The organism is Massilia sp. LMS1-1-1.1, assembly GCF_040815535.1.
GTDB lineage: Bacteria > Pseudomonadota > Gammaproteobacteria > Burkholderiales > Burkholderiaceae_D > Janthinobacterium > Janthinobacterium aestuarii.
Genome location: NZ_JBFPNG010000056.1, coordinates 222,399 through 237,610, shown reverse-complemented (window position 1 = coordinate 237,610; position 15,212 = coordinate 222,399). Strand labels below are relative to the sequence as shown.

Genomic DNA, 15,212 nt, shown 5'->3' with positions numbered 1-15,212 from the left:
CCATGCGTGTCGGTATCTTGTCCTACCCGATGCTGTTCCAGCGCGACGGCGGCTTGCAGATCCAGGTACGCGAAACCATTGCCGCGCTGAACCGGCTGCCCCAGCAGCCGGCGCGTCCGCTGGAGGTGGAACTGGTCGACGCCAACCATCAGCGGCTGGCCGATTTCGACATGCTGCACGTGTTTTCAGCGAGCAATGGCACCTACCGCATCATGGAAATGGCCAGCGAGCAAGGCGTGCCCGTCGTGCTGTCGCCGCTGCTGTCGCCTGGCTGGGGCCGCGCCAGCGCCTGGCGCGCACGGCTGGCCGACCGGCTGGCGGGGCGCCTGACGGAATGGATGGTGCAAACGAGCTATGCGCAAACCCGGCGCGCCCTGCAGCTGGCCGACGTGGTGATCGCCTTGGGCGAGGCCGAGCGCGACGCCATCGTGCAAGGTTTCGGCATGCCACCCGACGCCATCCGCGTCTTGCCAAATGGCATCAACCCGCATTTCTTCACGGCCAATGGCGACCTGTTCCTGCGCGAAACGGGCATCGCCGGGCCCTTCGTGCTGATGGTGGGCAGTATTTCGCCGTATAAAAACCAGCTGGGACTGGCGCAGGCGCTGGCGGGCGCCGGCTTGCCCCTGGTGCTGATCGGCGCCGCGCCGCGCGAACAGCAGGCGTATCTGCAACTGCTGCTGGACTTGCCGCACGTCAGCTGGCTGGGCGCGCTCGACCATGCCGACCCGCTGCTGGCCAGCGCCTACCATGCCGCGGCCGTGGCGGCCTTGCCCAGCCAGGGCGAGGTGTTTCCCCTGAGCGTGCTCGAAGCGCTGGCGGCCGGTACGCCCGTCGTCATGACGGCACAAAGCGCGCTGGACTTGCCCGATTCCGCGTTTGCGCTGCGCAAGGTGCGCTGGGACGACGGCACCGCGCAGCGCCAGGCCATCCTCGAACTGCTGGCGCTGCCGCCCGAACGCTCGCGCGTGCAAGCCCTCGTGGAACGCTTTACGTGGGAACGGGTGGCGGCCCAGATTGCCGATTGTTACTACCAGGCGCAGTCGCAGCCTGCCAGGAGGCAACATGCTGTTTAACTCCTTCGCCTTCCTGTTCGGCTATCTGCCCATCGTGCTGGCAGGCTATTTTCTGCTGGACCGCCTGGCACCTGGCGCCGGCACGTCCACCAGCTGGCGCCGCCTGGCCCCCGCGACGTGGCTGGCGCTTGCCTCGCTGTTCTTCTACGCCTGGTGGGACGCGCGCTACCTGCCGCTGCTGCTGGCGTCCATCTGCGTCAATTACGGCGCGGGGCGGCTGATTGGCGCGCGCGCGGGCGCAGCCCGCAAGCGGGCGCTGGTCGTGGCGCTGGTGCTGAACCTGGGGCTGCTCGCCTACTACAAGTATGCGAATTTCTTCATCGACAGCGTCAATGCCGTCGCCGTGACCGCTGGTGCTGGCGCTGACAGCCTGCCGTGGCACGGCCTCGACATCATCCTGCCGATCGGCATCTCTTTCTTTACCTTCACGCAGATCGCCTTCCTCGTCGATTGCTACCGGGGCGAGGTGCGCGAATACCGCTTCATCCATTACGTGCTGTTCGTCAGCTATTTCCCCCACCTGATCGCCGGCCCCGTGCTGCACCACCGCGACATGATGCCGCAGTTCGCCGACCCCGCCAACGCCCATCCGCGCGCCGCCAATTTCGCCATCGGCCTGTCGATTTTCACGATAGGCCTGGCAAAAAAAGTGCTGATCGCCGACAACCTGTCGCCGCTGGCCATCCCCATCTTCGTGGCAGGGGCCGAGCCGACCCTGATCGAGGCGTGGATCGGCGTGCTGGCCTATACTTTCCAGCTGTATTTCGACTTTTCCGGCTATTCGGACATGGCCATCGGCCTGTCGCGCCTGTTTGGCGTGAAATTGCCGCTGAACTTCAACTCGCCCTACAAGGCGGCCAATATCGCCGACTTCTGGCGCCGCTGGCACATGACCTTGTCGCGTTTCCTGCGCGACTATTTATATATCCCGCTGGGCGGCAGCCGGCGCGGCGAAGCCATGCGCTACCGCAACCTGATGCTGACCATGCTGCTGGGCGGCCTGTGGCATGGGGCCGGCTGGACGTTTGTCATCTGGGGCGGCTTGCACGGCCTGTACCTGGTGCTGCAGCAGGGCTGGCAACGGGTGTTTGGCGCGGCGCCGGGCTACTGCTGGCTGCGCTGGTGGCCCGGCGTCCTGACCTTTCTTGCCGTCATGCTGGCCTGGGTCTTCTTCCGCGCGCCCGACGTGGCCACGGCCTGGGATATCACGGGTGCGCTGGTGGGGGCGAACGGCGTGAGCCTGCCGCGCGGCCTGGCCAGCCAGGCATCGAGCCTGGCGCAGTGGGGCCTGCATCCCGTGTTCGACGGCATCCGCTGGATCGAACTGGCAGGGCCAGGCTTGCCCGTGCTGCTGGCGGCGATGCTGCTGGCCTTCAAGGTGCCCAATACGCAAGAAATATTCTTTCTCTATGAGCCTGCGATTGAAAGAATCTTTCAGCCCGCAGGGCGCTGGTCCTTCAGCTGGCGGCCCACCTCGCGCTGGAGCGTGGGCTTGGCCGCGCTGTTCGTCGCCTGCATCTTCGGCATGAACCGGGTCACCGAATTTCTTTACTTCCAGTTCTGACCATGGATACGTCCGGCCGCCGCTATCTTGTCTGCTTTCTCGCTTGCGTCTTTCTGGTGCTGGGCGGCATCTCGTTGCTGAACTACCAGGTCGATCCCTATTTGCTGCACCAGTGGGACAGTCCCTTGGTGCAGCGCCCGCGCCAATTGAATGAAAAGCTGGGCGCCTGGGCCAAGACCTATGCCGTGGCGCGCTACCGGCCGGCCATCATTTACATCGGCAATTCGCGCACGGAACTGGGCTTGCCGACGGGCGTGCGTGCCTTGTTCGACGGCAAGAGCATCTTCAACAGCGCCGTGTCCGGCGCCTCGATCGGCGACGCCATCCGCCTGGCCGAGCATGCGGCCAGGGTCAGCCGCGTCGAGACCATGGTGTGGGGCATCGATGCGCCCACGTTTTCCCTGGACATGGGTGCGGCGCGGGTGGAAGACAGCCTGACGGGCGCCCGGCACGGCTTTTTCGCCCAGCGCGCCCTCGTCAACCTGAAGCGTGGCCTGACCCTGGACATGACGGAGGACAGCGTGCGCATCCTCACCGGCAATGCGGGTGATGTCTGCCGTTCCAACCTGGCCCGGTATGGGCAGCGCGACGAGACCTGCACCCTGAAAGGCATACGGCACTGGCTGGGAACGAAGGACGCCATTCCCGTGCGGCTGCAGGAGTTTGGCGATGGCCAGGGCCCGACGCCGCCCTCGATACCCGCGTTTGATGCCAGCATAGCCAAGCTGTGCAGTAGCGGCGTGCGTCTGCGCATGTACATCAACCCCACGCACGCGCTGACCCTGTACGCGCTGCACTGGCGCGGCAAGTGGGATGCCATGCAGACCTGGCAGCGCGGCCTGGTGCAGATCACCGAGCGCCACCGCCAGCAGGGCTGCGACGTGCGCTTGTATGATTTTTCCGGCTTTAACAGCATCACGACGGAAGCGACCCCGCTCGTCAGCGGCAAGCCCGACATGCATTATTACTGGGAAGTGTCGCACTACCGCGACAATGTGGGCCGCTTGATCCTGGCGCGCCTGTTTGGCGGCGACACGCCGCCGCCGGCCGATTTCGGCGTGGAACTGACGCAGGCCAACATCGACGACCACCACGCGGCCACACGCGCGGCGCGCGACCGCTATCGCCTGGAACACGCGCGCGAAGCGGCTTATACGGAGCGGGTGCTGGACGGGCCGCTGATCCGGCGTTGATGCAAGACGCCGCAATGCCATTTCTCTACTTCCAATGCCGACCATGGATACCAACGCCCGCCGCTACCTCGCCATCTTCCTTGCCTGCGCGCTGGCTGCGCTGGCCCTCGTTTCCGCCGTCAATTACCACGTCGATCCCTATTTGCTGCACCAGTGGGACAGCCCGCTGCTGCAGCGCTTGCGGCCGACGACCGAAAAACTCAGCGTGTGGAGCAAGACGTATGCGGTGGCGCGCTACCGGCCCGCCATCGTCTATATCGGCAATTCGCGCACGGAAATGGGCTTGCCTACGAGCAGCATGCGTACCCTGTTCGATGGCAAGAGCGTCTTCAACAGCGCCGTCTCGGGCGCCTCGATCGGCGAGGCCATCCGCCTGGCAGAACACGCGGCCACGGTCAGCCATGTCGACACCATGGTGTGGGGCATCGACGCGCCCTCGTTCTCGCTGGAACTGGGCTCGGCCGGCGTGGAGCCGGGCTTGACGGATCCCGCTCCCGCGTTTTTCGCGCGGCGCGCCTTGCTCAACATCAAGCGCGGCCTGACCGTGGACATGACACAAGATAGCTGGCGCATCCTCAACGGCACCTATGACGGCGTCTGTCTGTCAAGCCTGGCCCTGTACGGCCAGCGCGACGAGTCCTGCCTCACCAGCCGCAACCGCGTCTGGGTCGGCACGGCGCGCGCCTTCAAGCCGCGCCTGCAGGAATTCGGCGACGGCCTGGGCCCGACCGCACCCGCGCTGCAAGCCTTCGATGCCAGCGTCGGCAAGCTGTGCCGTGGCGGCACGCGCTTGCGTCTGTACATCAATCCCACGCACGCGCTCACGCTCGACGCCCTATACTGGCGCGGCAAGTGGGACGCCATGGAAGCCTGGCAGCGCGACCTGGCGCAGATGGCCGGACGCTACCGGCGCCTGGGTTGCGACGTGCGCCTGGTTGATTTTTCTGGCTTCAACAGCGTCACCAGCGAGCCTATCCCGCAGGTGACGGGCGCGGGCGCGATGCGCTATTACTGGGAAGCGTCGCACTACCGCGACAATGTGGGCCGCTTCATCCTGGCGCGCCTGTTCGGCGGCCCCGAGCAGCCGCCGGCGGACTTCGGCGTCGAGCTGACGGAAAGCGGCATCGCGGCCCACCAGGCGGCCATGCGCGTTGCGCGCGAGCGTTATCATGCGCAGCACGCCGAGGAAACGGCGTATCTGCGCCACGTGCTGACCTTGCCCCGCGAACCCCAATAGGCGGCCAAGAGAGCCAGGCGTACACCGTGAGGCAGGGCGCTTGCGCTATGATGGTGTTTTGCCATCCAGCAAGTTCCAGGACGCCCCATGAAAATCGCCTTCTTTGCCAGCCAGCCCTACGACCGCCGTTTCTTCGATGAAGCCTTGCCGTCCCAACCCGACGCCGCCGGCATCGAACTGGTCTACCACAGCGCCTTGCTGAGCCAGGAAACCGTGGTCCTGGCGCAAGGCGCGGACGCCGTCTGCGTTTTCGTCAACGACGTGCTCGACGCGCCCGTGCTCGAATCCCTGCACGGCTACGGCGTGCGCGCCATCCTGCTGCGCTGCGCCGGCTACAACAACCTCGACCTCGAAGCGGCCAAACGCCTGGGCCTGTTCGTCGCCCGCGTACCCGCGTATTCTCCGGAAGCCGTGGCCGAATACACGCTGGCCCTCGTGCAAACGCTGAACCGCCACACGCACCGCGCCTATGCCCGCGTGCGCGAAGGCAATTTCTCGCTCGATGGCTTGCTGGGCGCCACTTTGTTCGGCAAGACGGTGGGTATCGTCGGCACGGGCAAGATCGGCCTGGCCACGGCGCGCATTTTCAAGGGGTTCGGTTGCACGGTGCTGGGCCACGACCCGTATCCGGCGCCCGCGTTCACCGAGCTGGGCACGATGGTGGAACTGCCGCGGCTGCTGGCCGAGTCCGACATCGTCTCGCTGCATTGCCCTTTGATGGAAAGCACGCGCCACATGATCAGCGAAGAAACCTTGCCGCTGATGAAGAAGGGCGCCATGCTGGTGAACACCTCGCGCGGCGGCCTGATCGACACGGGCGCCGTCATCGAGGCATTGAAATCGCGCCAGCTGGGCTCTCTGGCCATCGATGTGTACGAGCAGGAAAGCAATCTGTTCTTCCAGGACCGCTCGTCCGACATCATCGACGACGACATCTTCCAGCGATTGATGACGTTCCCGAACGTGCTGGTCACGGGCCACCAGGGCTTTTTCACCAGCGAAGCGCTGCGCGAAATCGCCGCCATCACGTATCACAACCTGCAATGCTTCCGCCAGGGCAAGCAATGCGAAAACAGCGTACTAGCTGGCTGACGCCTGTTTTTTGGGCTTGGGTGGCGGCTTGGGTTTCGGCATCGGCAAGGCGTCCGCCGTGCGCCGCGCCAGTTGACTCAGCCAGTCGCGCTCATCCCACAGCCCGCCATCGATGAGGAAATACGGCTTGGCTTGCGGGTAGGGCGGCGCTTCCTGCAGCGTGCCTTGCGCGCTGATCCAGGCGCGGCCCGCGTCCGTCGGCTTGATGAAGAGCTGGTCGTCGGCGACGATGGCGAACATCTTGCCGTCGCAATACAAGCCATACTCGCCAAACATTTTTTTCGCGCTGATGCTGCCCGCGCCCGCCATCTGGTCGAGCAAAAAATCCACCGTGCCTTGCTGTGATGCCATGTCGTCCTCCGTGTGAACGATCAGTGTAACGCACTGGCCAGGATGGTCGGGCGAGGCTACACTATGGCCATTGATTTTCTTGCACGATTTCACCCCATGACACCCCAGCATATCATTCACCGCGGCATCACCATCACCACCCTGACGGCCGGCCAGTCCATCGACACCCATTGCGCACCGGGCCACACGGCCATCCGCGAGCAGGACGACGGCTGGTGGCTGTATTTTGTCGATGAAGACGGCAAGGTCGATGGCTACGACACCCCGTTCGCCAGCCACGCCGAAGCGCTGTGGGCGGCCAAGGCCGCAGCCGAGTTCAGCGCGCAATGAAGGCCAGCCCCTGGGCCTTCCTGGGCTTGCCGCAAGCGCCCGTGCCGGAAGCGGAAAGCGTGGACTACGGCGCCTGCCGTGCCGAACTGGACGGCAAGCGCCTGGTCTTGCGCGTGGCCAAAACCACGCCGACGAAGACCGGCCAGTTCGTCACCGTCTGGAAGCGCCCCCATCCCGACGCCGAGATCGCCCCGCTCGATGAAGCGGACCCCGTCGACGTCGTCATCATCGCCGTGGCCGACGATGACGGCGACGACGGCGCGCAGCACGGCTTTTTCATTTTTCCGCGCAAGGTGCTGCTGGAACGGGGCGTGATGTCGCGCGCCGGCCACGGCGGCAAGCGAGCGCTGCGTGTGTATCCGCCGTGGTGTGCGCCGGAATCAGGCCAGGCGCAGCGCACGCAGCGCTGGCAGGGGGCGTGCTTTGTGGCGCCAGGGGATCAGCAAAGGCTGGGACAGCTGTTCGGGGAATGAAGCGTGCGTTTTTTCAGCGGACGGCCCGCTGACTCTGCGGCCTGTATCGCCGCTGTAGCAGTCGTTCGACTGATACAGCATGTGCTTGCATGCGGCGCCTTGTGCCTTGTCCCTGCCGTGCCGCGCTTCTAGACTGGGGCCTTCTCCACGCTGCGACTGCCTGCCATGACCGAACTCCTGCCCCTGATGAGCTATTGCTTTGTGATGTCCGCCACGCCCGGACCGAACAACGTCATGCTGGCCACCACCGGCGCCAACTTCGGCTGTCGCGGTGCGCTGCCGGTGATCCTCGGCATCCAGGCCGGCATCTTCGTGCAGACCATGCTCATGTGCGTGGGTCTGGGCAGCGTGTTCGTTGCGTACCCGATGGCGCAGCAGGTGCTGCGGATCGCGGGCGCGCTGTACCTGATGTTCTTGGCCTGGAAGCTTGCCGGCGCGTCGGTGGCGGGAACCGGCGCACCGCAGGCCGTGTCGTTTGCGCAGGCGGCGCTGTTCCAGGCGCTGAATCCCAAGAGCTGGCTCAAGGCGGTCACCATGGCGTCCGTCTTCATGCCTGCGCAGGGCAATATGCTCGCCAGCGCGATGCTGGTGTCCGTGACCGGCACCGTGGTGGGCATGCCGTGCAACGCCATGTGGGCGCTGTTCGGCGTCTCGATCCGCAGCGTGCTGAAGGCACCCCGCAACCAGCGCATATTCAATCTGGCGATGGGGGCCATCCTGCTGGTCCTCGCCGTGACGTTTTTACGCTAGACTGCCACCCATGTTCGCCATCGACCGCTCCTCGCCCATTGCCCTGTTCAAGCAGATCGAAGCCGCATTGCGTCAGCAGATCGCGCAACGCGTCCTGCCTGGCGGGACCAGGCTGCCGTCGATTCGCCAGCTCGCCACGCAACTTGCGGTCAGCACCAATACCGTGGTGGTGGCGTATGACAGGCTGGTGGCCGCAGGCGTCATCGATACGCACGGCACGGCGGGCTTCTTCGTCTGCGCGCCCACCGACGCCAGCCGCGCCGTCCCCGACGAGGTGGCGCTGGAAGCGGGCCAGGAGCAGGAGCCGGTGTGGCTGAGCCAGCAAGTGAACGACCAGCGGCCGGGCGTGCTGCTGGCCAGCAGCGGCGCCTTGCCGCCCACGTGGCTGCAGGATGCGCTGCCGGCCGCCGCCGTGCAACGTGGCCTGGCGCGCAGCACGGCCGGCATGGCCTCGCGCTGTCCGCCGCAAGGGCTGGCCGAACTGCGCGAGCAGATCGCGCTGCTGTTGCGCGGCATCGGCATCGCTGCGGACGCCAGCCACATCCTCACCACCTTCGGCGGCACCCATGCCATCGATCTGATCTGCCGCACGTTTCTGCAGCCCGGCGATACGGTGCTGGTGGAAGACCCCGGATACTTCCTGATGTTCGGCAGGCTGCGCCAGGACGGCGTGCGCCTGGTGCCCATCAAGCGCCGCCCCGATGGCCTCGACCTGGACGAACTGGAAGCGGCCTGCCGCATGCACCGTCCGCGCCTGCTGTTCATGCAGACGGCTTTGCACAATCCCACCGGCTGGAGCAGCAGCGCCGCCAACCTGCACAAGGTGCTGATCATGGCGCAGCAGTATGGCTTCCTGATCGCCGAAGACGACGTGCACGGCCATTTCCAGCACGGCCACAGCACGCGGCTCGCATCGCTGTCCGGACTGGACGGCGTGATCTACTACTCGAGCCTGTGCAAGGCGCTGAGCCCGGCCCTGCGCATGGGCTACCTGGCCGCGGCGCCCAACCTGCTCAAGCTGCTGATGCGCACCAAGATCCATTCCATCATGACCTTGCCTGCGCTGAATGAATACGTGCTGCTGGAAGTGCTCAAGGCCGGCAACCTGCGCAAGCACCTGGAGCGGCTGCAACGCAAGATCATGGTGGCGCGCAACGCCAGCACGCGGCAATTGCAGGCGGCCGGCGTGCTGTTCGAGCAGCCGGGCGATGCAGGCATTTTCCTGTGGGGCACGATGCCCGAAGGGCTGGACGTGGACTTGCTGGTGCAGGACGCCTACCGCAACAAGATCCTGCTGATGCGCGGCTCAGCGTTCTCGGCCAACGACACGCCCGACCAGCACATCCGCTTCAACGTCGCTTTCAGCCAGCATCCGCGCGTGAGCGCCTACCTTGAAGAACGCCTGCGCGCGGTGGCTGGCGCGCGCTCAAGCCTGGCCCGCGCCAGCGGCGCCGCCAAAAGCGGTTTTTCAACGCTTTAACCGTTGAATAGGGTGAACTGCCGGCCAGGTCATCGTAGGCAGCCTGCCTACGCCACCTTGCTCACCACATAGCGGTACTTCCCCGACGCCTCCGCCGCGATCTCGTCGACTTCCTCGACGGCGATGTCGACCTGCGCGCCCAGCCTGGCCTGGAAGCCGGTGACGATGGTGGCGCGCGTGGTGTCGTCCAGGCTTGGCAGGCAGACAAGCAGCACGCGCGTGCGCAGCAGGCTTTCCTGGATGATTTTAAAACTGCGCACTTGCGGCAGTTCGCGCACGATGTAGACGAGGGCCAGGCCGTGCATGACGGTGCCATCGACCGCCGTAAGGAAATCCGTGCTGCGGCCTTCGATTTTCTGCAGCAGGGGCAGACCGCGGCCGCAGGCGCATGGTTCGGTGCCCAGCGCGCCCACGTCGCCCGTGGCGTAGCGGATGAACGGGTAGTCTTGCGTGGCCAGATGCGTGACGACGATTTCGCCCGTGGCCCCTGGGGGCAATGGCTTGCCCTGGCCATCGACGATTTCCACGATGATGTCTTCGGCCGTGATGTGCATGCCGCCTTCCGGGCACTCGTGGGCGATGAAACCCGCGTCGCGCCCGCCGTAGCCATTGGCCACGGGGCAGGCGAAGGCGGTGGCGATCTGTGCGCGTTGTTCGTCGTACAGGCGCTCGGCCGTGACGAACGCCACTTTCACGCCCAAGCCGTCGAGCGGCAGGTCGCGTGCCGCGGCATGGCTGGCGATGCGGCACAGGGCCGACGGGTAGCCGAACAGCATGCGCGGGCGCCAGCGGCGCAATTGCTGCACGTAGCCGTCCAGGCGCGCGGGCGACATGGCGAACGCGGGCAGCAGGGTGGTGCGCAGCAGCGCGTCGCGCAGGCGGCGCACGCGGTCTTGCGCATGCAGCTCGATGGGCGAGCCCCACAGCACGGCTTCGCGGTCGCCGATGTCGACGCCCCACCAGCGCGTGGCGCGCCACTTGGCGGCGATGTCGTGGCTGATCCTGCGCCGGCCGAGGAAAAACTGCAGCGGCTCGCCGCTGGAGCCGCCCGTGGCGAACGGGCGCAGGCCCACGGCGCGGGTGGACTTGAAGCTGTCGCGCGCGGCGGCGATGTCGCGCTTCCTCAGCAGCGGCAAGCGGGACAAGTCGGCCAGTTGCCTGACTTGCTCGGGGTCGAAACCGCTGCGCTCGAACAGGGCGCGGTAGTAGGGCACGTGATAGGCCGCATGGCGCAGCAGCGCGCGCAGGCTTGCCAGCTGCCACTGTTGCAGTTGCTCGGTGCTCCACCATTGCGAGCGTTCCATCCGGCGCAGCAGGCGCGCGCTGTGGTGACCCTTGCAGCATTCATGCAGGGGAAACAGCCAGTGGGCGACGAGGCGCGTGTAGGCGCCGGGGCGCGGCGCGGCGCGGATGCGGCGGTAATGGGCGGCCAGCCTGGGCGCGATGTCGGGCCAGCCGAAGGTGGCGGCGTGCGCCAGGCCCGCCTGCACTTGCTGCCGCGTGCGCGCCGGGTCGCGTAGCAGCGCCAGGATGGCGTGCGCCATGGCGGCAGGGCCGCCGGGCGGCACCAGCAGCGCCGTCACGCCGTCCTGCAGCAGGGCGGGGATGCCGCCCACGTTGGTACTGACGACCGGCACGCCGCAGGCCAGCGCTTCGAGCACGGAATTGGGCATGTTGTCGGCCAGGCTGGGATTGAGGACGATGTCGCTGGCCTGGTACAGGGCCGGCATGGCGGCGTTGTCGACGGGGCCGGTAAAACGCACGGCGTCGGTCACGCCAAGGGACCTGGCCAGGCGCGCCAGCGCCGCGCGCTCGGGCCCGCCGCCGGCCAGCACCAGGCGCGCTGCGGGAAACGCCTCTCGCACGATGGCGAAGGCGCGCACGGCGCTGGCGTTGTCGTACAGGCTTTCCAGGTGCCGCGCCACGAGTATGCACGGGGCGTCTGCGGCTGCTGTGCGTGGCGTGGCCGGCCTGAATCGCTGCAAGTCGACCATGTTCGGCACGATGTGGGCCGTATGGCCGTACTGCTCGAAGACGCCGGCCAGATAGGCCGACGGCACGACGATGGCACTGGCGCGGCGCAGGCTGAACGCCACCAGGCGCGGCGAGCGGGCCAGGAAGGCTGCCGCTTCGCCGCCCCGGTAGTTGAGCAAGGCAGGCTTGCCTTTCAGGCTGGCGATCCACAGCGCGGGCGCGGCCTGCAGATGCCAGGACCAGCCGGAATTGGCCATGATGTGGAACAGGTCGACCGTATTGGCCGTGCGCCACAAGCGCCACAGCAGCAGGGGCAGGCGCAGCGCGGCGCGCAGGTAGCGGATGCGCGCCAGCCACGGCGGCAGATGCGGACCGTTGACGGCCAGCAGCTGCACTTGTGCGCCGTCCTCACGCAGCTTGTGCGCCAGTTGCGCCGTTTGATTCGCCATGCCGCCGGCCGGCGGCGGCAGCGGACCGACCAGCGCGATGCGCAGCCCCGTAAAGATCATGGCGCCGCTCCCGCCGCTTCCGCCGACACTCGGGCATACACGGGCGCATAGCGGCCCACGCTGGCGCCCCAGCTGCGCTCCGTCTCGACAAACGCGCGCGCCTGCTGCCGCAACGCCGGCCAGCTGGCGGGCGCCTGCAGCAGGGCCAGTATGGCTTGCGCCAGCGCCTCGGTGTCGCCGGCGCGAAACAGCATGCCCGTCTTGCCATGGTCGACCAGTTCGCGGTGGCCGCCCACGTCGGACGCCACCACGAGACGGCCCTGCGCCATCGCCTCTAACGGTTTCAAGGGCGTCACAAGCTCCGTCAGGCGCATCGGCAGGCGCGGATACACGCAGATGTCGACCAGCTGATAATAGGCGGCCACCTGCGCATGCGGCACTCTGCCCGCGAACACCACGGCGTCGGCTATGCCCAGCTGCTCCGCCAGCGCCCGCAGCGCCGCATCCTGCGGTCCGCCGCCGGCCAGCAGCAGCCGCAATGCCGGCTGCGCCGCCAGCATCCGCGGCATGGCGCGCAGCAGCAGGGCCAGTCCCTCGTAGGCGTAGAACGAGCCGATGAAGCCGATGACAGGATGACCATCCAAGCCCAGCGTGTGGGCCAGTGCTGGATTATCAGAGACATTGAAATCGCCCGCATCGACGGCATTCGGAATCACGGTGATTTTATGCGCGGGCACGCCGCGCGCGCACAGCTCGCGCCGCAAGCCGTCGCAGATGGTGGTGACGGCGTCGGCGCGGCGCAGCGCGTAGGTTTCCAGCGCGCGCGTGAGCCGGTAGCGCAAGCCGCCGGGCCGGCTGCTGCCATGGTCGGCGGCCGCGTCTTCCCAGAAGGCGCGTACTTCATACACGACCGGGATGCCCAGCGCGCGGCCCGCGTTGAGGGCGGCGATGGCGTTCAGCGCGGGCGAATGCGCATGCAGGATGTCCGGTTTGAGGCGTTGCGCCAGCCGGCGCAAGCGCATGGCCAGGCCGATGATGACGGCCACTTGCCGCAGTACGGGCAGGCGCGCCCACCAGCGCGCATCGGGCGCCGTGCGGTAGAAATGCCAGCCGTCGACCAGCTGCTGCGCGCCATCGGACGGCCCCTGCTTGGCACTGGTGAGCTGCGTCGTGTGCCAGCCCAGCGCGCGCTGCTGCCGCAGGATGGCCAGGGTGCGAAACGTGTAGCCGCTGTGCAGGGGCAGCGAGTGGTCGAGGATGTGCAGGATGCGCATGGCTTAGCCTGGGACGGTGGCTGCTACCGGGACGGCTGGGGTCAGACCCGCCGGGTCTGACCCCTTTGCAACCTGGCGCAAAAACGCTTCGAACATCAGCAGCGACCATAACGGCGCGCTGTAGTCGCGCCGCCCGCTCGCGTGCTGATCGAGCAGCAGGCGCACGTAATCCATGTCGAACAGGCCGCATTGCGCCAGGGTGGGACCCAGCAGCCGCTGTTGCAGGCGCTGGCGCAGCGGACCGCGCAGCCAGTCGGCCAGCGGCACGGAAAAGCCCATCTTCTGGCGGTACAGCAGGGTATCGGGCAGCAGCGGGCGCAGGGCTTTTTTCAGCAGGTATTTGCCTTCGCCGCGCCGCAGCTTGAACTGCGGCGGCAAGCCCGACATCCACGCCACCAGTTCATGGTCGAGCAGGGGCGAACGCACTTCCAGCGCATGCGCCATGCTGGCCCGGTCGACTTTGGTGAGGATGTCGCCAGGCAGATAGGTTTTCAGGTCCAGGTACTGCACCTGCGACAGCGGATCTTGCGCGGGGCTGGCCAGCGCGTGGCGGCGCAGCACTTCCACGGCGCGGTAGCCTTGCAGGCTGCGTCGCAGTTCGGGGCTGAACAGGCGCGCGCGCATGGCGTCGCCCAGCAGGCTGACGCCGTGAAAATATGCGTCCGTCGTATCGCGCGCCAGGCCCTCGAACGTCGTCTTGGCGCGCAGGAAGCGGGGCGCCCAGTCGGCCTTCGGATACAGCCGCCCCAAGGTGCCGAACAGCGACTGGCGCAAGCCGGCCGGCAGCAGCGGGTCCATCGCCTTGCGCACTTTTTCCTCGCGCGTGTGCAGGCGGTAGCGCCGGTAGCCGGCCAGGCTTTCATCGCCGCCGTCGCCCGACAGGGCCACCGTGACGCGCTGGCGCGCCAGCTGGCAGACGCGGTAGGTGGGCATGGCGGAGCTGTCGGCGAACGGTTCGTCGTACAGATTGGCCAGCAAGTCGATCAGTTCGAAGTCGTCCTGCTCGACCTGGCGCGCGTGGTGCGCCGTGCCGTAACGGCGCGCCACGAGGTCGGCGTAGCGCGCCTCGTTGTATGCGGGGTCGCCGAACGAGATGGAACAGGTGTTGACGGGCGTGGTACTGACGCCGGCCATCAGCGCCACGACGGCGCTCGAATCGACGCCGCCCGACAGGAATGCGCCCAGCGGCACTTCGGCCACCATGCGGATGCGCACGGCTTCGCGCAGGCGTGCCAGCAGTTCGTCGGCCGCCTGCGCCTCGCTGGCGGGGGGATTCGGCACGAAGGGAATGTCCCAGTACGATTGCGGCGCGGGCAGCGGCTGGCCCGCGCGGATGGACAGGGTATGTCCGGGCGGCAGCTTGCGCGCGTGCTGGAAGATGCTGCGCGGCTCGGGCACGTAGCCGTAGGCGAAATACTCTTCCACCGCCAGCGGGTCGAGCGCGCGCGGCATGGCCGGATGTGCGAGCAGGGCTTTGAGTTCGGAGCCGAACAGCAGGGTGCCGTCCTGCGCCTCGCCGTAGTACAGCGGTTTGACGCCGAGGCGGTCGCGCGCGAGGAACAGCAGGTGGCGGCGGCGATCCCACAGGGCGAAGGCGAACATGCCGCGCAGGCGCTGCACGCATTGTTCGCCCCATTGTTCCCACGCGTGGACGATGACTTCCGTGTCGCTGCTGGTGCGGAACTGGTGGCCGAACTGTCGCAGTTCCGCCATCAGGTTGCGGTAGTTGTAGATTTCACCATTGAAGACGATGGCGATGCTGCGGTCGGCGTTGAACAGCGGCTGCTGGCCGCTGGCCAGGTCTATGACCGACAGGCGCCGGTGCGCCAGGCCCAGGCCCGGCTCGCGGTGCAATCCGCCTTCGTCCGGCCCACGGTGGCGCAGGCTGTGGTTCATGCGCGCCAGCAGCAGCACGTCGATGTCGCGCTGGCCCTGCAAATCAAAGATGCCGCTGATGCCGCACATGGAA

13 protein-coding genes are annotated in these 15,212 nt (G+C 67.0%); 9 read left to right on the top strand and 4 right to left on the bottom strand.

Annotated elements, in window-relative coordinates:
• Window positions 1–2: 2 nt before the first annotated feature.
• The 5 genes from MRBLMS1_RS25715 (at window position 3) to MRBLMS1_RS25695 (ending at window position 6,162) form a co-directional block, all read left to right on the top strand.
• A complete protein-coding gene (locus MRBLMS1_RS25715) occupies window positions 3–1,076 on the top strand; it encodes a glycosyltransferase family 4 protein (RefSeq protein ID WP_485882994.1) in 1,074 nt (357 codons plus the stop codon).
• Window positions 1,066–2,640, top strand: a complete 1,575-nt coding sequence (locus MRBLMS1_RS25710; RefSeq protein ID WP_485882992.1) for an MBOAT family O-acyltransferase — start codon at window positions 1,066–1,068, stop codon at window positions 2,638–2,640. The genes MRBLMS1_RS25715 and MRBLMS1_RS25710 overlap by 11 nt, the downstream gene beginning before the upstream one ends.
• Window positions 2,641–2,642: 2 nt before the next feature.
• Window positions 2,643–3,833, top strand: a complete 1,191-nt coding sequence (locus MRBLMS1_RS25705; RefSeq protein WP_485882990.1) for a hypothetical protein — start codon at window positions 2,643–2,645, stop codon at window positions 3,831–3,833.
• 43 nt (window positions 3,834–3,876) lie between these two features.
• On the top strand, window positions 3,877–5,070 hold the full coding sequence (locus tag MRBLMS1_RS25700; protein ID WP_485882988.1) for a hypothetical protein: 1,194 nt from the start codon (window positions 3,877–3,879) through the stop codon (window positions 5,068–5,070).
• An 87-nt stretch (window positions 5,071–5,157) separates the two neighbouring features.
• Window positions 5,158–6,162: a 2-hydroxyacid dehydrogenase gene (locus MRBLMS1_RS25695; RefSeq protein WP_485882986.1), complete on the top strand. Its 1,005-nt coding sequence runs from the start codon at window positions 5,158–5,160 to the stop codon at window positions 6,160–6,162.
• Here the strand turns inward: MRBLMS1_RS25695 and MRBLMS1_RS25690 are convergent.
• Window positions 6,151–6,513 carry a TfoX/Sxy family protein gene (locus MRBLMS1_RS25690; RefSeq protein WP_485882984.1) on the bottom strand — a complete coding sequence of 121 codons (363 nt, stop codon included), beginning with the start codon at window positions 6,511–6,513 and terminating at the stop codon, window positions 6,151–6,153. The genes MRBLMS1_RS25695 and MRBLMS1_RS25690 overlap by 12 nt on opposite strands.
• A 96-nt stretch (window positions 6,514–6,609) precedes the next feature.
• On the opposite strand from MRBLMS1_RS25690, the gene MRBLMS1_RS25685 reads away from it, so the two are divergent.
• The 4 genes from MRBLMS1_RS25685 (at window position 6,610) to MRBLMS1_RS25670 (ending at window position 9,546) form a co-directional block, all read left to right on the top strand.
• Window positions 6,610–6,843: a hypothetical protein gene (locus MRBLMS1_RS25685; RefSeq protein ID WP_485882982.1), complete on the top strand. Its 234-nt coding sequence runs from the start codon at window positions 6,610–6,612 to the stop codon at window positions 6,841–6,843.
• The gene (locus MRBLMS1_RS25680) at window positions 6,840–7,316 is read left to right on the top strand and encodes a MepB family protein (RefSeq protein ID WP_485882980.1); all 477 of its coding nucleotides are present in this window, start codon (window positions 6,840–6,842) and stop codon (window positions 7,314–7,316) included. Before MRBLMS1_RS25685 ends, MRBLMS1_RS25680 begins: the two co-directional genes overlap by 4 nt.
• A 165-nt stretch (window positions 7,317–7,481) precedes the next feature.
• A complete protein-coding gene (locus MRBLMS1_RS25675; RefSeq protein WP_485882978.1) occupies window positions 7,482–8,066 on the top strand; it encodes a LysE family translocator in 585 nt (194 codons plus the stop codon).
• Between the two features lie 10 nt (window positions 8,067–8,076).
• The gene (locus MRBLMS1_RS25670) at window positions 8,077–9,546 is read left to right on the top strand and encodes an aminotransferase-like domain-containing protein (RefSeq protein WP_485882976.1); all 1,470 of its coding nucleotides are present in this window, start codon (window positions 8,077–8,079) and stop codon (window positions 9,544–9,546) included.
• Window positions 9,547–9,593: 47 nt separating this feature from the next.
• Here the strand turns inward: MRBLMS1_RS25670 and MRBLMS1_RS25665 are convergent, their stop codons facing one another.
• Genes MRBLMS1_RS25665 through MRBLMS1_RS25655 form a run of 3 tightly spaced genes read right to left on the bottom strand, consistent with a single transcriptional unit; the run spans window position 9,594 to window position 15,208 of the window.
• On the bottom strand, window positions 9,594–12,029 hold the full coding sequence (locus MRBLMS1_RS25665; protein WP_485882974.1) for a glycosyltransferase: 2,436 nt from the start codon (window positions 12,027–12,029) through the stop codon (window positions 9,594–9,596).
• Window positions 12,026–13,243, bottom strand: a complete 1,218-nt coding sequence (locus MRBLMS1_RS25660) for a TIGR04063 family PEP-CTERM/XrtA system glycosyltransferase (RefSeq protein WP_485882972.1) — start codon at window positions 13,241–13,243, stop codon at window positions 12,026–12,028. Before MRBLMS1_RS25660 ends, MRBLMS1_RS25665 begins: the two co-directional genes overlap by 4 nt.
• A 3-nt stretch (window positions 13,244–13,246) precedes the next feature.
• The gene (locus MRBLMS1_RS25655; RefSeq protein ID WP_485882970.1) at window positions 13,247–15,208 is read right to left on the bottom strand and encodes an XrtA/PEP-CTERM system amidotransferase; all 1,962 of its coding nucleotides are present in this window, start codon (window positions 15,206–15,208) and stop codon (window positions 13,247–13,249) included.
• Window positions 15,209–15,212: the final 4 nt, after the last annotated feature.